Raw genomic sequence first — 19,144 nt, 5'->3', positions numbered from 1 at the left:
TCGGGGCTGTATTATTAGTATGAAAAAAAGAGCCGTATTTTAAACATTTCTTCTATATTTGATATATTTTTCTTGAAATGTTTCATATATGCTCTATACTTTTCCTGTGCTTTGTTTTACATAAAAGAACAATTATTCCAAGAAATGTTTTCAGGGAGTGGCCAGCTTTAGGATGTAAAACATTAAAGTGCAAAACCAATCAACATACAAGGAAAGGGAGCGTAAGAGATGGGTATTTGGTTTACGGAGAAACAGACTGAGCATTTTGGGATCACGATGAAAGTGAATCGTTCACTGCATTCAGAACAGACGGAATTTCAGCAATTGGATATGGTAGAAACAGAAGAGTGGGGCAATATGCTTTTGTTGGACGATATGGTTATGACTACTGAAAAAGATGAATTCGTATATCACGAAATGGTTGCCCATGTACCTCTTTTCACTCATCCGAATCCGGAGAATGTTCTGATTGTCGGCGGAGGGGACGGAGGAGTCATTCGTGAGGTCCTGAAGCATAAACAAGTAAAGAAAGCTGTTTTGGTGGATATAGATGGAAAAGTAATAGAATATTCCAAGAAATTCTTGCCTTCCATAGCAGGGCAAATGGAAGATGCCCGTGTGGAAGTGAAAGTTGGAGACGGCTTCATGCATATCGCAGAGGCGGAGAATGCCTACGATGTCATCATGGTTGACAGTACTGAACCGATCGGGCCAGCTGTGAACCTGTTTACAAAAGGATTTTATGCAGGGATCAGCAAAGCGCTTAAGAAAGATGGCTTGTTTGTTGCCCAATCGGATAATCCATGGTTTAAGGCGGATCTAATTGCCCAAGTACAGAAGGATGTAAAGGAAATCTTTCCGATTACGCGGCTGTATACAGCGAATATCCCTACGTACCCAAGCGGTTTGTGGTGTTTCACATTAGGATCGAAGAAGCATGATCCTTTGCTAGTAGAGGAAAGCCGATTTAGCGATATGAATACGAAATATTATACGAAGGAATTGCATAAAGCGGCATTTGTACTGCCCAAATTTGTTGAGGATTTAACGAAATAAGGAGGTATTGCGATGAAGTTTGATGAAGCCTATTCAGGAAATGTATTTATTGGCAGTACATGCACATATGAAGAAAGTGATGTAGTCCTTTATGGGATGCCGATGGATTGGACAGTGAGCTATCGCCCAGGTTCCAGATTTGGCCCCGGCCGCATAAGAGAAGCCTCTATTGGATTGGAAGAGTATAGCCCTTACTGCGACCGCCAGCTTGAAGAAGTTCGTTATCATGATATCGGCGATTTGCCGCTTCCTTTCGGCAATGCCTCTAAAAGTCTGGATCAAATCAGGGAATTTGTTAGCAGGCTGCTCAAGGATGGCAAGAAGCCATTCGGTATGGGCGGCGAGCATCTTGTATCATGGCCAGTGATGGAGGTGCTTGCTGATACTTACGCCGATCTGGCCATCATCCATTTTGATGCCCATACAGATTTACGGGAGCACTATGAAGGGGAGCCGCTTTCCCATTCTACACCTATCCGAAAAATCGCAGAAAAAATGGGCCCGCACCATGTATACTCTTTCGGTATCCGCTCGGGGATGAAGGAAGAATTTCAGTGGGCGGAGAAACATGGCATGCATATCAGCAAGTTCGATGTTCTGGAACCTTTGAGAAGAATGTTGCCGAGCCTCGATGGCCGACCTGTTTATGTCACCATCGACATTGACGTTTTGGACCCCGCGCATGCGCCGGGGACAGGCACAGTCGACTGCGGGGGGATTACCTCCAAGGAATTATTGGCCAGTATCCAAGCAATCGGCCAATCCGGAGTGAATGTCGTGGGCTGCGACTTAGTAGAGGTTGCCCCGGTCTATGATCCAACTGAACAGACGGTTAATACAGCCAGCAAACTGATCCGTGAAATGGTATTGAACTGGTATTGAACAATAGTGACGGCCGGCATGGAATCGGCGATACAGAGCAATCCTTTGCGAGTTAAAGGATTGCTTTTTTTAATTGCATAGAAGGCAAGGCGGCGCATTGCAGCTATACGATTAAGTTGAAACCGGGATAAAGAATCTTTATACTAGGAAAGGTTAATAACATGGAAAATGGCGGCATAATGCCGAGTGCATATAAATAGCATAGAAAGGTGAGGAGCCATGCCGGAACAAAAGCGTGTACAGGTGAAACTAGAAACAACAATCCGCAATGGTCAGGATGAAGAGACGTATGAATTGCTGACGTTCGGAACCCTTCAGCAAAAAGCAGGGTCTTTATACCTCCGCTACAATGAGGTTCAGCAAGATATGCAAGAGATTCAGACAATCGTCAAATGGTCGGAGAATGAAGTGTTCATCATGAGAAATGGACAGGTGAAAATGCGCCAGAAATTCATAAAGGGTCTGATGACAGTCGGCAATTTCGAAAGTCCTTTCGGAACGTTGCAGATGTTGACAACGGCCAAAGATATGACTCATGAGCATAACGAAAGCATGTCTGAAGGAAAAATGACCCTTCTCTATGATTTGACTATGCAGGGAGCAGATGCAGGACAGTATAAAATGGTAATCGACTACAAGGAGGAAACACAATAGATGAACATTATCGGACAAGTGCAGGAAACGTTAAAACAATCGGTTGCGGATGCAGTATTGACAGCTGGCTTGGCGGAAAAGCATACGATGCCAGCTATCATTCTAGAAACCCCAAAAGATAAAAGCCACGGAGATTATTCCACAAATATAGCTATGCAGCTTGCCAGAATTGCAAAAAAAGCGCCTCGTGCAATAGCTGAAGAGATAATAGCCCATTTTGATTCAGAAAAAGCATCTATTAAAAAGGTGGATATTGCGGGGCCCGGCTTCATAAATTTCTATATGGATAACCATTATGTAACAGGTGTGATTCCATCAGTTCTTGCAGAAGGCGATTCGTATGGTAAAAGCAAAGCCGGAAAAGGCGAAAAAATCCAGGTTGAATTTGTTTCCGCCAACCCGACAGGCGATTTGCATTTAGGCCATGCCCGCGGTGCGGCTGTAGGTGATTCATTATGCAATATTTTGGATATGGCAGGTTATGATGTATCAAGAGAATACTATATCAATGATGCCGGCAATCAAATCAATAATCTGGCTCTTTCAGTGGAAGCCCGCTATTTTCAGGCATTAGGGCTTGAAAAGGAAATGCCTGCCGACGGATATCACGGCCAGGATATTATAGAAATCGGGAAAAAACTTGTAGAGGATTTCGGTGACCGATTTGCCGGAGACAGCGAACAGGACCGGTTTGATTTCTTCCGTGAATACGGTTTGAAATATGAAATGGGCAAGCTTAAAGGAGATCTTGAAGATTTCAGAGTACGTTTTGATGCCTGGTTCTCAGAGACATCCCTATATGAGAACGATGAAATTGAGGAAGCATTGGCAGTACTGAGGGAACGCGGCCATATTTATGAACAGGATGGAGCTACATGGTTCCGTTCAACAGAATTAGGCGATGATAAAGATAGAGTGCTTATTAAACAGGATGGTTCATTTACTTATCTTCTTCCTGATATTGCGTACCACCGTGATAAATTGGAACGAGGATTTGAAACGTTGATCAATATTTGGGGTGCTGACCACCACGGCTACATTCCTAGAATGAAAGCTGCTATCGAAGCACTGGGATATGACCAGAATCAGCTTGAAGTGGAAATCATCCAACTTGTCCATTTGTATAAGAACGGTGAAAAAATGAAGATGAGCAAGCGGACAGGGAAAGCTGTGACGACGAGAGATCTTGTAGAGGAAGTAGGTCTGGATGCCACACGCTATTTCTTTGCTATGAGAAGCGCCGATACGCACATGGATTTTGATTTGGACCTTGCCGTTTCACAATCCAATGAGAACCCTGTTTACTATGCCCAGTATGCACATGCCCGCATTTGCAGCATTCTCAGACAAGCGGCTGAAGCAGGTATCCAGCACGATAACGATTATGATTTAACCCATATTCATTCAGAGAAGGAGTATGATCTTCTGAAGAAGATAGGCGATTTCCCATATGTGGTGGCGGAATCGGCTGAAAAGAGACTCCCTCACCGGATCACGAATTATATTTATGAACTGGCTTCTGCATTCCACAGCTTCTATAATGCAGAAAAGGTATTGGATACGGAGCATCCTGAACGGACAAAAGCCCGTTTGGCATTAATTGAAGCATCAAGAACAACCCTGCGTAATGCGCTCGCTTTAATTGGCGTATCTGCACCGGAAAAAATGTAAAAGGCATTAAGAAAGGGAGGAGCCGGCCGGCTGCCTCCCTTTCTTTTATAATTCTACCGCGCCCCCGCTGATTCGTTTTACCCCTCTCACTTTAGCGATATCATCTATTAAACGGAGAGCAGCCAAATCTTTGCTTTTCGCTTCAATCATAAAGTCAACATCCACATTTACTTCTTTCAACAGCGTGAAAAATGGCTGGATAAAATCAAAATCAACATAATCAGAATGGGATCGGAACGCTTTTTCGGATTTTGGGGATGATATATGGATTTTGGGTGGAAGGCCTGTATGCTCCCAAGTCCCAATGATGGAAGGAAGAAGCTCCTCTAAAGGCTCCACGCAGAGATTGGCCATATGGTGGTGGTAATCAAAAACGAGTGGAATCCGCTCCTTTTCACATACATGCAGCGTTTCCGACGCTGTGTATGTCTTATCATCATTTTCCAAGGTCATCTGCGCCTTGATAGGGATTGGAAGCTGTTTGAGATTTTCATGGAATCTATCCAATGCAGCCTTTTTATCACCGTAAGCGCCGCCAATATGTATATTCATAAAGGACCTGTCTTCTATCCCCATTGCTTCAAGCATCCGATAGTGGTAAGACAGATCGCCGATGGAATTCGCTGTGATTTCCTGGCGGGGGCTTGTGAATAAAGTGAATTGGTTCGGATGGAAACTGACGCGCATGTTCATTTTTTTTATAAAATCTCCGAGCTGCCTCCATTCTTCGCGGAAAGGAGATACAAAATCCCACAATACCTCTGGATGGGTTGCCAGGGGGACGATGCTGCTGGAGAGCCGGTAGAGCTCCAGCTCATGGGCAGCATTATAATAAAGCATCCGCATTGTATTCCGTATATTGGTCAAGGTTACAGCCTCCAGCTTTTCCTGCCTTGAGTCTGCACTCATCTGTGAATAGCGTTTAAATGTCACTGTTTTGGAAGGGGAAGCATCCCATAATGCCAGTGCTGTGGAAACATAGCCAAACCGTATTTTCATTGTTTTCTCCTCCAACTATTATATAAGAACCTGCGATACTGTATGAATCGACGTCTTACAGGAACGGGGAAAGCAGGCAGCCTATTTTTTCTTTCAGCTTGCTCCAAAGTCCGTTTGTCGATAGTTCCTCTTTCGTCAATACAGTACTATTTCCTATATCTTCTTTTATCAATCCATTTAATTGCTCAATGAAGAGTTTGTCATACACGTAACAGTTGATTTCATCATTAAGGAAAAAGCTTCTTTTATCAAAGTTAGCTGTCCCGACAATAGCCAACTGGTCATCTATCACCATGTATTTGCCATGAAAGAATCCTTTTTGGAATTGAAGTACCTTTGCCCCGAGCGGCAAGAGGTACCTTAATGCAGGATAGGAAGCTTCTTTCACGAAGAGGTGATCCGATTTTTCAGGGACAAGAATCGTGAGATTGACACCATCATGTAGGGCGTATCCCAATTGATCCAGCACTGCCTGTGTCGGGATAAAATAAGGCGTACCGATGACAATGGCCTTTTTTGCGCTCTTGATGAGGCGGATATACTCTTCTTCAAGGAATTTTCCGTCTGTGGGAAATAACCGGTGCTTTTGTGTCCCTTTAGGATTTGGATCTTTATACCATTGTGTATATTGGATGTGCTCGCCGGAAGCTCTTTCCCAATCATCCAGAAATTGCAGTTCAAGGCCATGCACACCTTCTCCCTGCAGCCGCAAATGATAATCGCGCCATGGGCTTAGTTTGGGGTCCTTGTCGATATATTCCATGCCAATATTAAAGCCGCCTAGGTAACCGGTCTTTCCGTCTATGATGGTCAACTTCCGATGGTTTCTTACTTGGATGGAATGGAAAAGGTAGGGGAAAGAAGGCTTTCGGCTGAACGAAAATTTCACCCCGCTTGCTTTAAGCGCCTCTATGCTGCTTTCCTTGAAAGAATAGCTCCCTAACCGGTCCAGCATTAAAATGACTTCGACGCCTTCTTCCGCTTTCTTCTTCAGCAAATCAATATAACGCTGAGAGAAGGAATCTTTTCCCACTATATAGAATAAGACATGTACATATTTTTTCGCTTGTCGAATATCGTTGAACATGACATCAAACAATTCGGGGCCCGATGTGAAAACGGATAGGGACCCATCGACTACTTTTCCTTCTTTCTTTTGCACCTGCATGTCCTTTTTCTTTTGGCCTGCATGATAGTCATACCAAAAGAGGGCAAACAGGGCGATAAGAATCAATAAAATGAAGACGGTTACTTTCAAATCCGCTCTCTCCTTCTTTCATGGCATATAAGGTTATTCTCCTTAGAAGAGGGTTGAATTATTCGATAACCGTTTCAGAAAGGACTGGCAGTAACATATAAAAATTGAAATATGTAGAAATTAGTTGACTGAATGCTCATTCATTATATAAAATGTAGCTAGAAATAACATTCAGAAAATATAGTAAAGTTAACATTAAGAGATATGTATGCGAACAAAAATCGATTTCAGCTTGCTCTGAATCTTTTCGTGCTCTTTTTGGGAAAGGGGAACTAATGGAAGGTTTATTATGGGTCAACCTAATTGCGTTTTTGCTAGTCGTTGCGTATGGGATCAGCTTATTCATATATTTGATTCAAACGAGAATCAAATATATAAAGCTTGGTAAAAAAATTGAGTTCGATAACAATGTGAAAGAGCGTCTCCATAAAATATGGGTCAATGTATTCGGACAAAAAAAGCTATTGAAGGATAAGAAAAGCGGCATCATGCATGTCATGTTTTTCTATGGCTTTATATTGGTCCAATTTGGAGCCATCGATATGATCATTAAAGGGATAAAACCGGGCGCACATTTGCCTTTTGGTCCATTGTACCCCGCTTTTACTTTCTTCCAGGAAATTGTGACATTCATTATTCTTGTTGCGGTCGTCTGGGCATTTTACCGCAGATATATTGAGAAGCTTGTCCGATTGAAGAGAGGATTCAAAGCAGGATTAGTATTGATATTTATCGGGGGACTAATGGTCTCTGTCCTGTTTGGAAACGGGATGGCGATGATCTGGCATGGCCATGATCCGTCTATGTATGAACCGATTGCCTCGGGAGTTGCTGTCTTATTTGGGGGAATCAGCGAAACGGCTGCCATTGTCGGCTTTTATATTGCATGGTGGCTGCATTTGATCATTCTATTGACATTCTTGGTATATGTTCCACAATCCAAGCATGCCCATTTAATCGCCGGTCCAGCAAACGTTTACATGAACCGCCTGTCCAATCCAGGCAAATTGGCGAAGGTTGATTTTGAGGATGAGTCACAGGAATCTTTCGGTGTCGGCAAGATAGAAGATTTTAACCAGAAACAGCTTCTAGACTTATACGCTTGCGTAGAGTGCGGCCGATGTACGAATATGTGCCCTGCGACAGGAACAGGAAAAATGCTGTCCCCGATGGATCTGATTATCCGCTTGCGCGACCATTTGACATTTCAGGGAGCCGTAACGACTCAAAAACAACCATGGGTGCCAGGCTTCATGTTTTCCAAAACACAGGGGAACCAATTGGCTTATGCGGCGGCAGGGCAAGGAGCAGCCGAACAGGCAGCTACGTCTATTTATAACCCAAGCTTGATCGGGGACGTCATCACTGAGGAAGAAATATGGGCTTGCACGACTTGCCGCAACTGTGAGGATCAATGTCCGGTCATGAATGAGCATGTAGATAAAATTATCGATTTGCGCCGTTACTTGGTACTGACAGAAGGCAAGATGAACCCTGATGCCCAGCGTGCGATGCAAAATATCGAGCGCCAAGGTAATCCTTGGGGATTGAATCGTAAAGAAAGAGAAGATTGGCGCGAATTGCGCGAGGATGTCCATATTCCTACAGTGAAGGAAATGAAAAAAGCCGGCGAAGAATTCGAATATTTATTCTGGGTTGGCAGCATGGGTTCATATGATAACCGCAGCCAAAAGATCGCGCTATCTTTTGCGAAGCTGATGAATGAAGCAGGCGTCACATTCGCCATCCTGGGCAATAAAGAGAAAAATTCCGGCGATACAGCGCGCAGGCTCGGAAATGAATTTGTCTTCCAAGAGCTAGCGGCAAATAATATTGCTGAATTTGAAAAAAATGACGTGAAAAAAATTGTCACAATCGATCCGCATGCATACAATATTTTCAAAAATGAATATCCTGATTTTGGCTTGGAGGCTGAGGTCTACCATCATACAGAGGTTCTAGCCAAGCTTGTAGAAGAAGGGAAACTGGAGCCGAAGCATGAAGTGAATGAAACAATCACGTTCCATGATTCCTGCTACTTAGGCCGCTATAACGAGGTGTATGATCCTCCGCGTGAAATCCTGAAAAGCATTCCGGGCGTCAAACTGGTTGAAATGGAACGGAACCGTGAGAAAGGGATGTGCTGTGGTGCTGGAGGCGGCTTGATGTGGATGGAAGAGGAAACAGGCCATCGGATCAACGTGGCAAGAACAGAACAGGCACTTGTCGTAAAACCATCTGTAATCAGCTCGGGATGCCCATACTGCTTGACGATGCTTACCGATGGAACGAAGGCAAAAGAAGTCGAGGAGACAGTCCATACCTATGATGTGGCTGAAATATTAGAGCGGTCTGTTGTTGGAGAAAGAGTGGAGGCAGCTTCTTAATCTAAGCCAGTCCGGTACTAGGCAATATGGTCGGCAGACCGTAGGATTGCAGCGAGGAAAAAGAGCTATTTCCTGCAAAGCCATAAGATAAGATGAATGAATAGTAAATATTTTTCAAATAATAGAAAATAATGTAAAATATAAGTAAGGGACGTATTACTTATGTTTGTAGTTATTGAAAAAAGAAAACGGGCTTGCAGTTGATGCGGCCCTTTTCTTTCAGCTTCTATATCGAGCGAGCGTTCAGTCGAAGGTACTATAAAAATGATAACGTTTACAAATGGGTTGTTGCTGGATTTTATCTAATTAATGAAAGGCGATGGAGAAGAATGGCAAAGACAGTGATCGTTGGAGGAGCTAGAACAGCTTTCGGAAAGTTTGGGGGAGCGCTGAAGTCTTTAACAGCATCCGATCTTGGCGGGATCGCCATTAAAGAGGCATTAAGGAGAGCGGATGTGAAACCGGAAGAGGTTGGGGAGGTCATTATGGGTTCTGTCCTGCAAGGAGGACAGGGGCAGCTTCCTTCTCGGCAGGCTTCAAGAAAGGCCGGCCTTCCATGGGAAGTGAAAACCGAGACCATCAATAAGGTTTGTGCATCAGGCTTGCGAAGCGTAACACTCGGCGACATCCTAATACGTGCAGGAGAAGAAGAAGTTGTTGTGGCAGGAGGCATGGAATCTATGAGCAATGCACCCTATATCATTCCAAATGCACGCTGGGGGATGAGGATGGGTGACGCTCAAGCAAAAGATATGATGATATTCGATGGATTAACATGCAGCTTTACAGGTGCCCACATGGGTACTTACGGAAGCAGTACAGCTGCTGAGCTGGGCATCTCCCGTGAAGAACAGGATGAATGGTCATTTAGAAGCCATCAACGCGCCATACAAGCAATGGAAACCGGGAAATTTAATGATGAAATTGTGCCTGTGGAGATTCCTCAGAGAAAGGGAGAGGCGATTAGTGTTAGTCAGGATGAGTCTCCGCGCAGCGATACGAACCTTGAAAAACTGGCTGCTTTAAAGCCTGCTTTCAGCAAGGATGGCACCGTTACAGCTGGGAATGCGCCGGGGATCAATGACGGCGCTGGCGCGGTCGTTTTGATGAGTGAAGAGAAAGCGTTGCGCGATGGGAAAGAAATAGCCGCCTATATAATCGGGCATGCCGAAATAGCCGTGGAAGCAAAAGATTTTCCCAAAACGCCTGGGCTTGTGATCCAAACGCTGCTTGATAAAACAGGAAAAACGATGGAAGAGATAGATTTGCTTGAAATTAATGAAGCTTTTGCGGCCGTGGCATTGGCGAGCAATAAACTGGCAGGGCTTGATCCTGAAAAAGTAAATGTGAATGGCGGTGCAGTTGCACTTGGGCATCCAATCGGGGCAAGCGGCACACGCATAATCCTCACTCTGATCAATGAATTGAAACGCCGTGGCGGAGGAATCGGCATCGCTTCCATTTGCAGCGGAGGCGGCCAAGGGGACGCTGTCATGATTGAAGTGCCTAAGAAATAGCGGATTATCCAAGAATCGGTGATTCATAGAATAAGGGGGAGAGAGCATGAAAGTAGAAAAAGTAATGATTATCGGAGCCGGACAAATGGGCGGGGGAATCGCCCAGGTATTCGCCACTGCCGGCTACCCGGTCATCTTGCATGACCTGAAGGAAGAATACGTTGACAGAGGAAAAGCCGTTATACAAAAAAATATAGGCCGGCAAGTGGAAAAAGGAAGAATGAGCCATGAAGAGGCGGAGAGCATTTTGTCACGGATCATTCCTTCAACAGATTTACAGAATGCCGCCGATGTTGATTTGGTTGTAGAGGCAGCGGTTGAAAATATGGATATAAAAGCAAAGCTGTTCGCGGAGCTTGATGCAATTGCTCCTGCACATGCCATTTTGGCAAGCAATACATCTGCACTGCCAATCACCGAAATAGGAGCGAGCACGCACCGCCCTGATAAAGTAATCGGCATGCATTTCATGAATCCTGTCCCGGTGATGAAATTGGTCGAGGTAATCCGTGGGCTGGCGACCAGCGATGAAGTGTACGAAACAATCGAGGGATTAGCGAAAGATTTGAATAAAACATCGGTAGAGGTGAATGATTCTCCAGGTTTTGTATCTAACCGGATTTTGATGCCGATGATCAATGAAGCCATATTCACCTTATATGAAGGTGTGGCCACAGCCGAAGATATCGATGCGGTGATGAAGCTTGGAATGAACCATCCGATGGGTCCGCTGACTTTGGCTGACTTTATCGGCTTGGATACTTGCCTGTATATCATGGAGGCGCTGCATGATGGGTTTGGCGATGATAAATACCGCCCATGCCCGTTGCTTCGCAAATATGTCAAGGCGGGCTGGCTTGGCAAAAAATCCGGCCGGGGCTTCTATTCTTACGAATAAGCGACTCAGTAACCAAAAAGGTTGCATCTGGGAGGAACAATGATGGAATTGCGTTTATCAGAGGAACAATCAATGATGAGGAGAATGGTCCGCGATTTTGCCCAGCAAGAAGTGAAGCCCTTTGTGGAGCGGATGGAGAATGGAGAATTTCCGAGAGAGCTATTAAATAAAATGGCCGCCCTCGGAATGATGGGCATTCCTATCCCCCAGAAATACGGCGGTGCAGAAATGGATTTTCTCTCCTACATCATTGCCATCCATGAATTATCAAAAATCAGCCCGACTTTGGGTGTCATATTATCTGTCCATACATCAGTAGGGACGAATCCCATTTTATATTTTGGGACGGAGGAGCAAAAGGAGAGGTACGTGGTTAAACTGGCCACGGGAGCCTATTTGGGGGCATTCTGCCTGACGGAACCAAGCGCAGGGTCGGATGCTGCCAGCCTCAAAAGCCGGGCGGTCCTCCAAGGCGATGAATATGTGCTCAATGGTTCCAAAGTGTTCATCACGAATGGCGGGGAAGCGGATGTATATATTGTATTCGCACGTACAAATCCTTCTGCCGGGGCAAAAGGAATTTCCGCTTTTATAGTCGAGAAGGATACACCGGGGCTCGTTATTGGAAAAGACGAACATAAAATGGGGCTGAAGGGTTCGAAGACCGTCCAGTTGACATTTGAACAAATGAGGATCCCGAAGGAACAGCTTTTGGGGCAAGAAGGGGAAGGATTTAAAATCGCCATGGCTAACCTGGATGCCGGCCGGATCGGGATCGCTGCCCAGGCACTCGGAATTGCAGAGGGAGCCTTGGAACTGGCTGTCGAGTACAGTAAACAACGCATCCAATTCAATAAGCCAATTGCCGCCCAGCAGGGGATAGGCTTTAAGCTGGCCGATATGGCAACGGATGTTGAGGCTGCGAGATTGCTTGTTTACCAGGCGGCAAGCTTGCGGGCAAAAGGAAAACCATGCGGGAAAGAAGCTTCGATCGCTAAATTATTTGCCTCTAAAACAGCCGTTGGGGTTACCTCGGAAGCTATCCAGGTATTCGGAGGATACGGCTATACGACTGAATACGAAGTGGAACGGTATTTCCGCGATGCCAAGGTGACCGAAATTTATGAAGGAACGAGTGAGATACAGCGGATTGTCATCCATAAGCATCTTACGCAATGACAGAGCCTTAATAGGCGGGAAACAAAGGGATTCTGACCCGTTTAAATATATAAAGTAGCATTCTAAAAAAGGTGGGGGAAAAAATGAAGTTTACATTGAATGAAGAACATGAAATGATCCGCAAGATGGTCCGCGATTTTGCCCGGAATGAAGTAGCTCCGACTGCTGCGGAAAGGGATGAGGAAGAACGCTTTGATATGGACCTGTTCAAAAAAATGGCTGAGCTTGGCCTTACCGGCATTCCATGGCCTGAAGAATATGGCGGAATCGGCAGTGACTATTTAGCCTATTGCATAGCTGTAGAAGAGTTATCAAGAGTGTGCGCTTCAACCGGGGTAACATTATCAGCACATACATCGCTTGCCGGCTGGCCGCTATTTAAGTTCGGAACAGAAGAGCAGAAGCAAAAATATTTGCGCCCGATGGCTTTGGGGGAAAAGATGGGTGCTTACGGTCTGACAGAACCGGGTTCCGGATCTGATGCGGGCGGGATGCGTACGACGGCAAGACGTGAAGGGGACCATTATGTTCTGAACGGCTCCAAGATATTCATTACAAATGGCGGGATTGCAGATACGTATATTGTCTTTGCGTTGACTGATCCGGAGTCTAAGCAAAAAGGAACATCCGCCTTTATTGTGGAAAGTACATTCCCAGGCTTCAGTGTCGGCAAGAAAGAGAAAAAAATGGGGATCCGTTCATCGCCTACAACAGAATTAGTGTTTGAAGAATGCATCGTTCCGGCAGAAAATCTTCTTGGAAAAGAAGGCGAAGGCTTTAAGATTGCCATGATGACCCTTGATGGCGGACGCAACGGGATCGCTGCACAGGCTGTAGGGATTGCTCAGGGGGCATTGGATGCAGCTGTGGATTATGCAAAACAGCGCGAGCAATTCGGAAAACCTATTTCTGCACAACAGGGTGTAGCCTTTAAGCTGGCTGATATGGCAACAAATATTGAAGCAGCACGCTTATTGACTTACCAGGCCGCCTGGCTTGAATCGCAAGGGCTGCCATATGGCAAGGAATCAGCCATGTCAAAACTATTTGCTGGGGATACAGCTATGAAAGTAACGACAGAAGCGGTCCAAGTATTTGGCGGATATGGATATACGAAGGATTACCCTGTCGAGCGTTTTATGAGAGACGCGAAAATCACCCAGATTTATGAAGGAACACAGGAAATCCAGCGCCTTGTCATTTCGCGGATGCTGACGAAATAAGAATGCTATTGAGCGGCCGGCGACCGGGATGTGAATGGAATTACATTCCTAATCTGCCGGCTTCAGTACATGCCGGAAGGAAAAGACAATAGAAGTGAGGCGATGCAAACATGAAAAAAAGAGAAGTGCATGCTTCTGTAAAAGATGAAGAACTGATCCAAAAAAGGCGTAATCAAATGATAACGGGAGCAGTAACGCTTTTCAAAGAGAAAGGATTTCATCGGACAACAACAAGAGAAATAGCCAAAGCATCAGGCTTCAGCATCGGAACACTCTATGAATATATCCGTACGAAGGAAGATGTGCTTTATTTGGTGTGCGACCGTATTTACGATGAGGTAAAGGACCGGCTGGAGGAAAATCTGGCTGATAAAGATGGCTCAATCAATAGCCTAACGGTTGGGGTCTCAAATTATTTCAAGGTTGTTGATGACATGCAGGACGAAGTGCTGGTCATGTATCAGGAAGCGAAATCCCTGTCGAAGGATGCACTGCCTTATGTACTGAACAAGGAAATCGAAATGGTGGCCATGTTTGAAACCTTACTGCTGAAATGCCGGCATAATAAAGAACTTGATATGGATGACCGCCAAATCAAGATGGTTGCCCACAATATCTTTGTCCAGGGGCAAATGTGGGGATTCAGGCGCTGGGCGCTACAAAAACTATTTACTTTAGAAGAATATATCGATATGCAAACGAAATCGTTATTGGAAGGGATCAGGTTGACATCCAAAGTGCGCTGACACGATAAGGAGGAGAGCATATGCAAAGTACGACAGTATATAAGCCAAAGAACCATATTCGTTTTATTACATCATCCAGTTTATTTGACGGCCATGATGCATCAATCAATATTATGAGAAGAATCCTGCAAAGTTCAGGAGCGGAGGTCATTCACCTTGGCCATAATCGCTCTGTAGAAGAAGTAGTGAACGCTGCCATACAGGAGGATGCAAATGGAATTGCCATCTCTTCTTACCAGGGCGGACATGTGGAATATTTCAAATATATGTATGATCTATTGAAGGAAAAAGGTGCAGGCCATATTCGCATTTATGGCGGCGGTGGGGGAGTCATCATTCCGCGGGAGATCCATGAATTGCATGACTACGGCATTAACCGCATTTTCTCAACAGAAGACGGACGTGAGCTTGGCCTGCAAGGAATGATTAATGCCATGCTGGAAGACTGTGATACCCATATACATGAAGAAGACCCAATGAGTTATTTAGGAGATTTGAAAAAAGGAGCATACAATGCGGTAGCGAAATGGATCACCACGGTCGAAAACAACTTAGATGCCTCCAAGGAAACAGCCTCAAGTATTGAACCTCTGCTGAATGAACTTAATCCATTGGCTGCCCAATCGCCTGTTGTCGGGATAACCGGGACGGGCGGTGCGGGGAAAAGCTCATTGACGGATGAATTGGTCCGCCGATTCCTGAACGACATCCCGGATAAAAAGCTGGCTATTCTTTCTATTGATCCAACGAAGCAAAAGACCGGAGGAGCCCTTCTTGGCGACCGGATCCGCATGAATGCCATATTTAATGAACGAGTCTACATGAGAAGCTTGGCGACCCGTACGTCAAGAAGCGAGTTATCGCTGGCATTAAAGGATGCCATTACCGTTACAAAGGCTGCCGGTTTCGATTTAATCATAGTCGAGACATCGGGAATCGGCCAGGGGGATGCGGCTATCGCGGATTTATGCGACGTATCAATGTATGTAATGACAAGCGAATTCGGAGCGCCTTCCCAGTTGGAAAAAATCGATATGATCGATTATGCGGATTTGATTGTCATCAATAAATTCGAACGAAAAGGTTCGGAGGATGCCATGAGGCAAGTCCAAAAACAATATCAGCGAAGCCATGAATTGTTTGGCCAAGATTTTGCGGAAATGCCGGTCTACGGTACAATAGCCAGCCAATTCAATGATGAAGGGACAAATAGCCTATTTGCAGCTTTGGTTGAAACCATCAACCGGAAAACAGGGACAGAGTGGGTTACTTCTTATAAAGTCGATGGCGATGTTAAGAAACAGAATATCATTATCCCGAATGACCGCCGCTATTATTTACGTGAAATCGTCGAAAGCGTAAAATCCTATAGCCGGGAAGTGGCCTCTCAAAGCGAGGCAGCTAGGAAAGTGTACCAGATTGAAGGGACGATAGCCGCCATTGATGGAACGGATGAAAAAATGGCAGTGTCACTTGAACAATTGAAAAAGAACTATGAGGAAAAACTGACTGAGGAATCCAAAAAGAACCTGGCAGGTTGGGAGCGCATAAAGGAGCAATATAATCAGGATGAACTTATCACGTATGTCCGGGATAAAGAAGTAAAAACGGAACTGAAGTCCAAGAGCCTATCAGGGCTTATGATTCCAAAGGTTTCACTCCCTAAGTACAAGGATTACGGAGAAATTCTTGAATGGATCTATAAAGAAAATAGACCCGGCTATTTTCCTTATACAGCAGGCGTTTTTCCATTTAAGCGTGAAGGCGAAGATCCGAAACGCCAATTTGCTGGGGAAGGTTCACCGGCAAGGACAAATAAACGATTCCATTATTTATCGAAGGATGATAACGCAAAACGATTAAGCACAGCGTTCGATTCTGTTACGTTGTACGGTGAAGATCCGGATTATAGACCGGATATTTACGGGAAAGTAGGAGAGAGCGGAGTCAATATTTGTACGCTGGATGATATGCGCATCCTGTATAGCGGTTTTGATTTATGCCATCCTTCCACATCTGTATCCATGACGATCAATGGACCAGCTCCGATCATTCTGGCGATGTACCTCAATACGGCGATCATGCAGCAGCTGGAAATGAAAGAAACCGAGTTGGAAAGGACATTAACGGAACAAGAAAAGCAGGAAGTGGCGGCTTATACATTGAAGACCGTGAGAGGGACTGTGCAGGCGGATATCCTGAAGGAAGACCAAGGCCAAAACACATGCATCTTCTCTACAGAGTTTGCGCTGCGGATGATGGGGGATATCCAGGAATATTTTATTGACCATCAGGTCCGTAACTATTATTCCGTTTCCATATCCGGATACCATATCGCTGAAGCCGGTGCGAATCCGATTTCCCAGCTTGCATTCACCTTGGCCAACGGCTTTACGTATGTGGAGTATTATTTGAGCCGTGGAATGAAAATTGACAATTTTGCAGCGAATCTATCATTTTTCTTTTCAAATGGGCTGGACCCTGAGTATACAGTAATTGGGAGAGTAGCGCGGAGAATCTGGGCCATTGTCATGAAAAATCGGTATGGCGCCAATGAACGGAGCCAAAAACTGAAATACCATATTCAGACATCAGGTCGTTCGCTGCATGCGCAGGAAATTGATTTTAACGATATCCGCACAACACTACAAGCGCTCATGGCACTCCAGGACAATTGCAACTCACTTCATACAAATGCGTATGATGAAGCTATTACCACACCGACCGAGGAATCGGTCCGGAGAGCGATGGCTATTCAGATGATTATTACGAAGGAACTTGGATTGTCCAAAAATGAAAATCCAGTTCAGGGATCTTTTATCATTGAAGAGCTGACTGATTTAGTGGAAGATGCTGTCTTGAAGGAATTTGAACGGATCAATGACCGCGGCGGAGTGCTCGGGGCTATGGAAACGCAGTATCAGCGCGGTAAAATCCAAGATGAATCAATGTTTTATGAGATGAAGAAACATTCAGGAGAGTTACCGATCATTGGAGTAAATACGTATTTGAATCCTAATCCCCCTTCTGAGGAAGAAATGAACAATATTGAACTTGCGAGGGGAACGAAGGAAGAGAAGGAAGGGCAGATTGCTTCTTTAAGGGCATTCCAGGAACGCCATCAAGACCGGTGCAACGAGGCAATCCGCCAAATTAAAGAGGCGGCAGTCAACGGAGGGAATATCTTTGCTGCTCTGATGGAAGCTGTTAAATATGCAAGTCTTGGTCAGATAACGAAAGCCTTATATGAAGTGGGCGGACAATACCGCCGGAATATGTAAACCAGAGGACAGAAGCTGATGCGTCGCGTCGGCTTCTTTTTTGGGTGATTTTCGGTGGGTATGGCAGGTGCCGATTAGAGGGAATGATCGCTAGGCATAGGCGGCAGAGTGTATAAAAGCCGCGTTTTTCGGTTTCGATAGGCAGAAATATGGAGGAAAAAACAAGAAATTTACAAAAAACCTTTATAAATCGCAAAAAATAAGGTTAAAATGATTTTCTATAAGTGAACTTCAGATGCAATGGAGCTGGAATCATGAACCTGAAAAAAATAATATTCATAGTATGTATTTGTGTGTTTGTGGTAGCCTCCGTAATTTTATATCAAAAGCAATTCGGCGCAGTCAGTTTTTTATTGGCTTCTTTCTTTTTCTTTTACTTGGCCTATCGCGAGCATCGCAAGGATAAAAAAGGCCCTGGCCGCAGGTAGGGTGCGCCGGGGAACATCGGCTGGCTGCATACTGCATGTTTATACGCCCGGTGCGGAACCGCCGCTTTTTAATAGCGGAAAACGTCCGAAAGGGTAAGTTAGAACTAGCATAAACCTAAATGAATTGTTTATAATGATAGATATATGCGATTTTATTTATGGAAGTATTGGTAAAGCATGGACTACCATGCTTTTTGATAGAGAAAGGACGTGCACATTTTGAATTTGAATCAAATGGCCAAAGAAGATATTAAAGAAATGTCTTTAATTGAATTGACACACGCAATCCTGGGAGAAAGAAAACAAGCTATTTCTTTCCAAGAATTGATCAGTGAAATTGCAAGCTTGCAAGACCTGAAAAAAGAACAATTACAGCAAAAACTTCCTCAATTCTATACAGATTTGAATGTGGATGGACGCTTCAATATTACAGGCGAACAAATGTGGGGACTGAAAGATTGGTATCCGATTGACCAAGTGGAAGATGAAATGGTTAACCCTGTGAAACCGAAGAAGAAAAAAGCTAAAAAAGTGGAAGAAGAAGAATTTGATGAAGTTGAAGAAGATCTGGATGACTATGAAGAAGAGGATTTAGACGCAGATCTTGACGAAGACAGTGATGACGATCTGATTGACTTGGATGAGGACGAAGACGACGATGACATTGAAGAAGATTTAGTGGACGATGACTTCGAACTTGAAGACGAGGACGAGGAAGAAGAGGAAGAAGATCTGTAAACAACTTGACTTTTGAAGTAGAAATTTGTAGAATCATTTTTGGGCTCCTTAAAAAAGGACACGATTATGAAACTATATCGCTCCCTTACTTTTGTAAGTGGGGCGTTTTTGTTTTTTATAAAGGTATTGCAATGTTTTTAGTCTTCTGGGGACACTAGTATTATTCCATTATGTAAATGAAATTGAGTGGGCTGCGCAGATGGCAGCTCCCTTTCGTTTTTTGTACA

At 44.6% G+C, this 19,144-nt stretch carries 14 protein-coding genes; 12 read left to right on the top strand and 2 right to left on the bottom strand.

Going from position 1 to position 19,144, the window contains the following annotated elements; genetic code table 11:
• Window positions 1-228: 228 nt before the first annotated feature.
• The 4 genes from speE to argS all read left to right on the top strand — a co-directional run bounded on the left by speE (window position 229) and on the right by argS (window position 4,263).
• Entirely contained in the window at window positions 229-1,056 is an 828-nt protein-coding gene (speE, locus tag ABC357_RS19435; protein ID WP_412889253.1) for a spermidine synthase, read from the top strand.
• A 12-nt stretch (window positions 1,057-1,068) separates the two neighbouring features.
• Window positions 1,069-1,938, top strand: a complete 870-nt coding sequence (gene speB, locus ABC357_RS19430) for an agmatinase (protein WP_412889252.1) — start codon at window positions 1,069-1,071, stop codon at window positions 1,936-1,938.
• A gap of 219 nt (window positions 1,939-2,157) precedes the next feature.
• On the top strand, window positions 2,158-2,592 hold the full coding sequence (locus ABC357_RS19425; RefSeq protein WP_412889251.1) for a YwiB family protein: 435 nt from the start codon (window positions 2,158-2,160) through the stop codon (window positions 2,590-2,592).
• Window positions 2,593-4,263, top strand: coding sequence for an arginine--tRNA ligase (argS, locus tag ABC357_RS19420; protein WP_412889250.1), 1,671 nt, complete (start codon window positions 2,593-2,595; stop codon window positions 4,261-4,263).
• Window positions 4,264-4,308: 45 nt separating this feature from the next.
• Here argS and uvsE read toward each other — a convergent pair whose 3' ends face one another.
• Window positions 4,309-5,262 carry a UV DNA damage repair endonuclease UvsE gene (gene uvsE, locus ABC357_RS19415; RefSeq protein ID WP_412889249.1) on the bottom strand — a complete coding sequence of 318 codons (954 nt, stop codon included), beginning with the start codon at window positions 5,260-5,262 and terminating at the stop codon, window positions 4,309-4,311.
• A gap of 55 nt (window positions 5,263-5,317) precedes the next feature.
• Window positions 5,318-6,520, bottom strand: coding sequence for a cardiolipin synthase (gene cls, locus ABC357_RS19410; RefSeq protein ID WP_412889248.1), 1,203 nt, complete (start codon window positions 6,518-6,520; stop codon window positions 5,318-5,320).
• A gap of 275 nt (window positions 6,521-6,795) precedes the next feature.
• Here cls and ABC357_RS19405 point away from each other — a divergent pair, with 275 nt between their 5' ends.
• From ABC357_RS19405 to rpoE, 8 genes are all read left to right on the top strand, one after another.
• On the top strand, window positions 6,796-8,907 hold the full coding sequence (locus ABC357_RS19405; protein ID WP_412889247.1) for a (Fe-S)-binding protein: 2,112 nt from the start codon (window positions 6,796-6,798) through the stop codon (window positions 8,905-8,907).
• Between the two features lie 329 nt (window positions 8,908-9,236).
• Window positions 9,237-10,424 (top strand): acetyl-CoA C-acetyltransferase, encoded by a 1,188-nt coding sequence (locus tag ABC357_RS19400; RefSeq protein ID WP_412889246.1) that lies wholly within the window; start codon window positions 9,237-9,239, stop codon window positions 10,422-10,424.
• Window positions 10,425-10,470: 46 nt separating this feature from the next.
• Window positions 10,471-11,322, top strand: coding sequence for a 3-hydroxybutyryl-CoA dehydrogenase (locus tag ABC357_RS19395; RefSeq protein WP_412889245.1), 852 nt, complete (start codon window positions 10,471-10,473; stop codon window positions 11,320-11,322).
• Between the two features lie 42 nt (window positions 11,323-11,364).
• On the top strand, window positions 11,365-12,501 hold the full coding sequence (locus tag ABC357_RS19390; RefSeq protein ID WP_412890077.1) for an acyl-CoA dehydrogenase: 1,137 nt from the start codon (window positions 11,365-11,367) through the stop codon (window positions 12,499-12,501).
• An 83-nt stretch (window positions 12,502-12,584) separates the two neighbouring features.
• Entirely contained in the window at window positions 12,585-13,724 is a 1,140-nt protein-coding gene (locus tag ABC357_RS19385; protein ID WP_412889244.1) for an acyl-CoA dehydrogenase, read from the top strand.
• Between the two features lie 110 nt (window positions 13,725-13,834).
• Window positions 13,835-14,470 carry a TetR/AcrR family transcriptional regulator gene (locus ABC357_RS19380; RefSeq protein ID WP_412889243.1) on the top strand — a complete coding sequence of 212 codons (636 nt, stop codon included), beginning with the start codon at window positions 13,835-13,837 and terminating at the stop codon, window positions 14,468-14,470.
• 20 nt (window positions 14,471-14,490) lie between these two features.
• Window positions 14,491-17,751: a fused isobutyryl-CoA mutase/GTPase IcmF gene (gene icmF, locus ABC357_RS19375; RefSeq protein WP_412889242.1), complete on the top strand. Its 3,261-nt coding sequence runs from the start codon at window positions 14,491-14,493 to the stop codon at window positions 17,749-17,751.
• A 647-nt stretch (window positions 17,752-18,398) separates the two neighbouring features.
• Window positions 18,399-18,917 (top strand): DNA-directed RNA polymerase subunit delta, encoded by a 519-nt coding sequence (rpoE, locus tag ABC357_RS19370; RefSeq protein ID WP_412889241.1) that lies wholly within the window; start codon window positions 18,399-18,401, stop codon window positions 18,915-18,917.
• The last annotated feature ends 227 nt before the right edge of the window (window positions 18,918-19,144 follow it).

The sequence above is a fragment of the Bacillus kalamii genome, assembly GCF_047238185.1.
Classification (GTDB): Bacteria; Bacillota; Bacilli; order Bacillales; family DSM-1321; genus Bacillus_AD.
The sequence above is the reverse complement of the archived record's forward strand: the minus strand, read 5'-3'. Positions and strand labels throughout refer to the sequence as shown.

What these genes read in the sequence shown, in the direction of transcription:
- speE (WP_412889253.1), top strand. Translation starts at nt 229, where the DNA reads ATGGGTATTTGGTTTACGGAGAAACAGACTGAGCATTTTGGGATCACG.
- speB (WP_412889252.1), top strand. Translation starts at nt 1,069, where the DNA reads ATGAAGTTTGATGAAGCCTATTCAGGAAATGTATTTATTGGCAGTACA.
- ABC357_RS19425 (WP_412889251.1), top strand. Translation starts at nt 2,158, where the DNA reads ATGCCGGAACAAAAGCGTGTACAGGTGAAACTAGAAACAACAATCCGC.
- argS (WP_412889250.1), top strand. Translation starts at nt 2,593, where the DNA reads ATGAACATTATCGGACAAGTGCAGGAAACGTTAAAACAATCGGTTGCG.
- uvsE (WP_412889249.1), bottom strand. Translation starts at nt 5,262, where the DNA reads ATGAAAATACGGTTTGGCTATGTTTCCACAGCACTGGCATTATGGGAT.
- ABC357_RS19405 (WP_412889247.1), top strand. Translation starts at nt 6,796, where the DNA reads ATGGAAGGTTTATTATGGGTCAACCTAATTGCGTTTTTGCTAGTCGTT.
- ABC357_RS19400 (WP_412889246.1), top strand. Translation starts at nt 9,237, where the DNA reads ATGGCAAAGACAGTGATCGTTGGAGGAGCTAGAACAGCTTTCGGAAAG.
- ABC357_RS19395 (WP_412889245.1), top strand. Translation starts at nt 10,471, where the DNA reads ATGAAAGTAGAAAAAGTAATGATTATCGGAGCCGGACAAATGGGCGGG.
- ABC357_RS19390 (WP_412890077.1), top strand. Translation starts at nt 11,365, where the DNA reads ATGGAATTGCGTTTATCAGAGGAACAATCAATGATGAGGAGAATGGTC.
- ABC357_RS19385 (WP_412889244.1), top strand. Translation starts at nt 12,585, where the DNA reads ATGAAGTTTACATTGAATGAAGAACATGAAATGATCCGCAAGATGGTC.
- ABC357_RS19380 (WP_412889243.1), top strand. Translation starts at nt 13,835, where the DNA reads ATGAAAAAAAGAGAAGTGCATGCTTCTGTAAAAGATGAAGAACTGATC.
- icmF (WP_412889242.1), top strand. Translation starts at nt 14,491, where the DNA reads ATGCAAAGTACGACAGTATATAAGCCAAAGAACCATATTCGTTTTATT.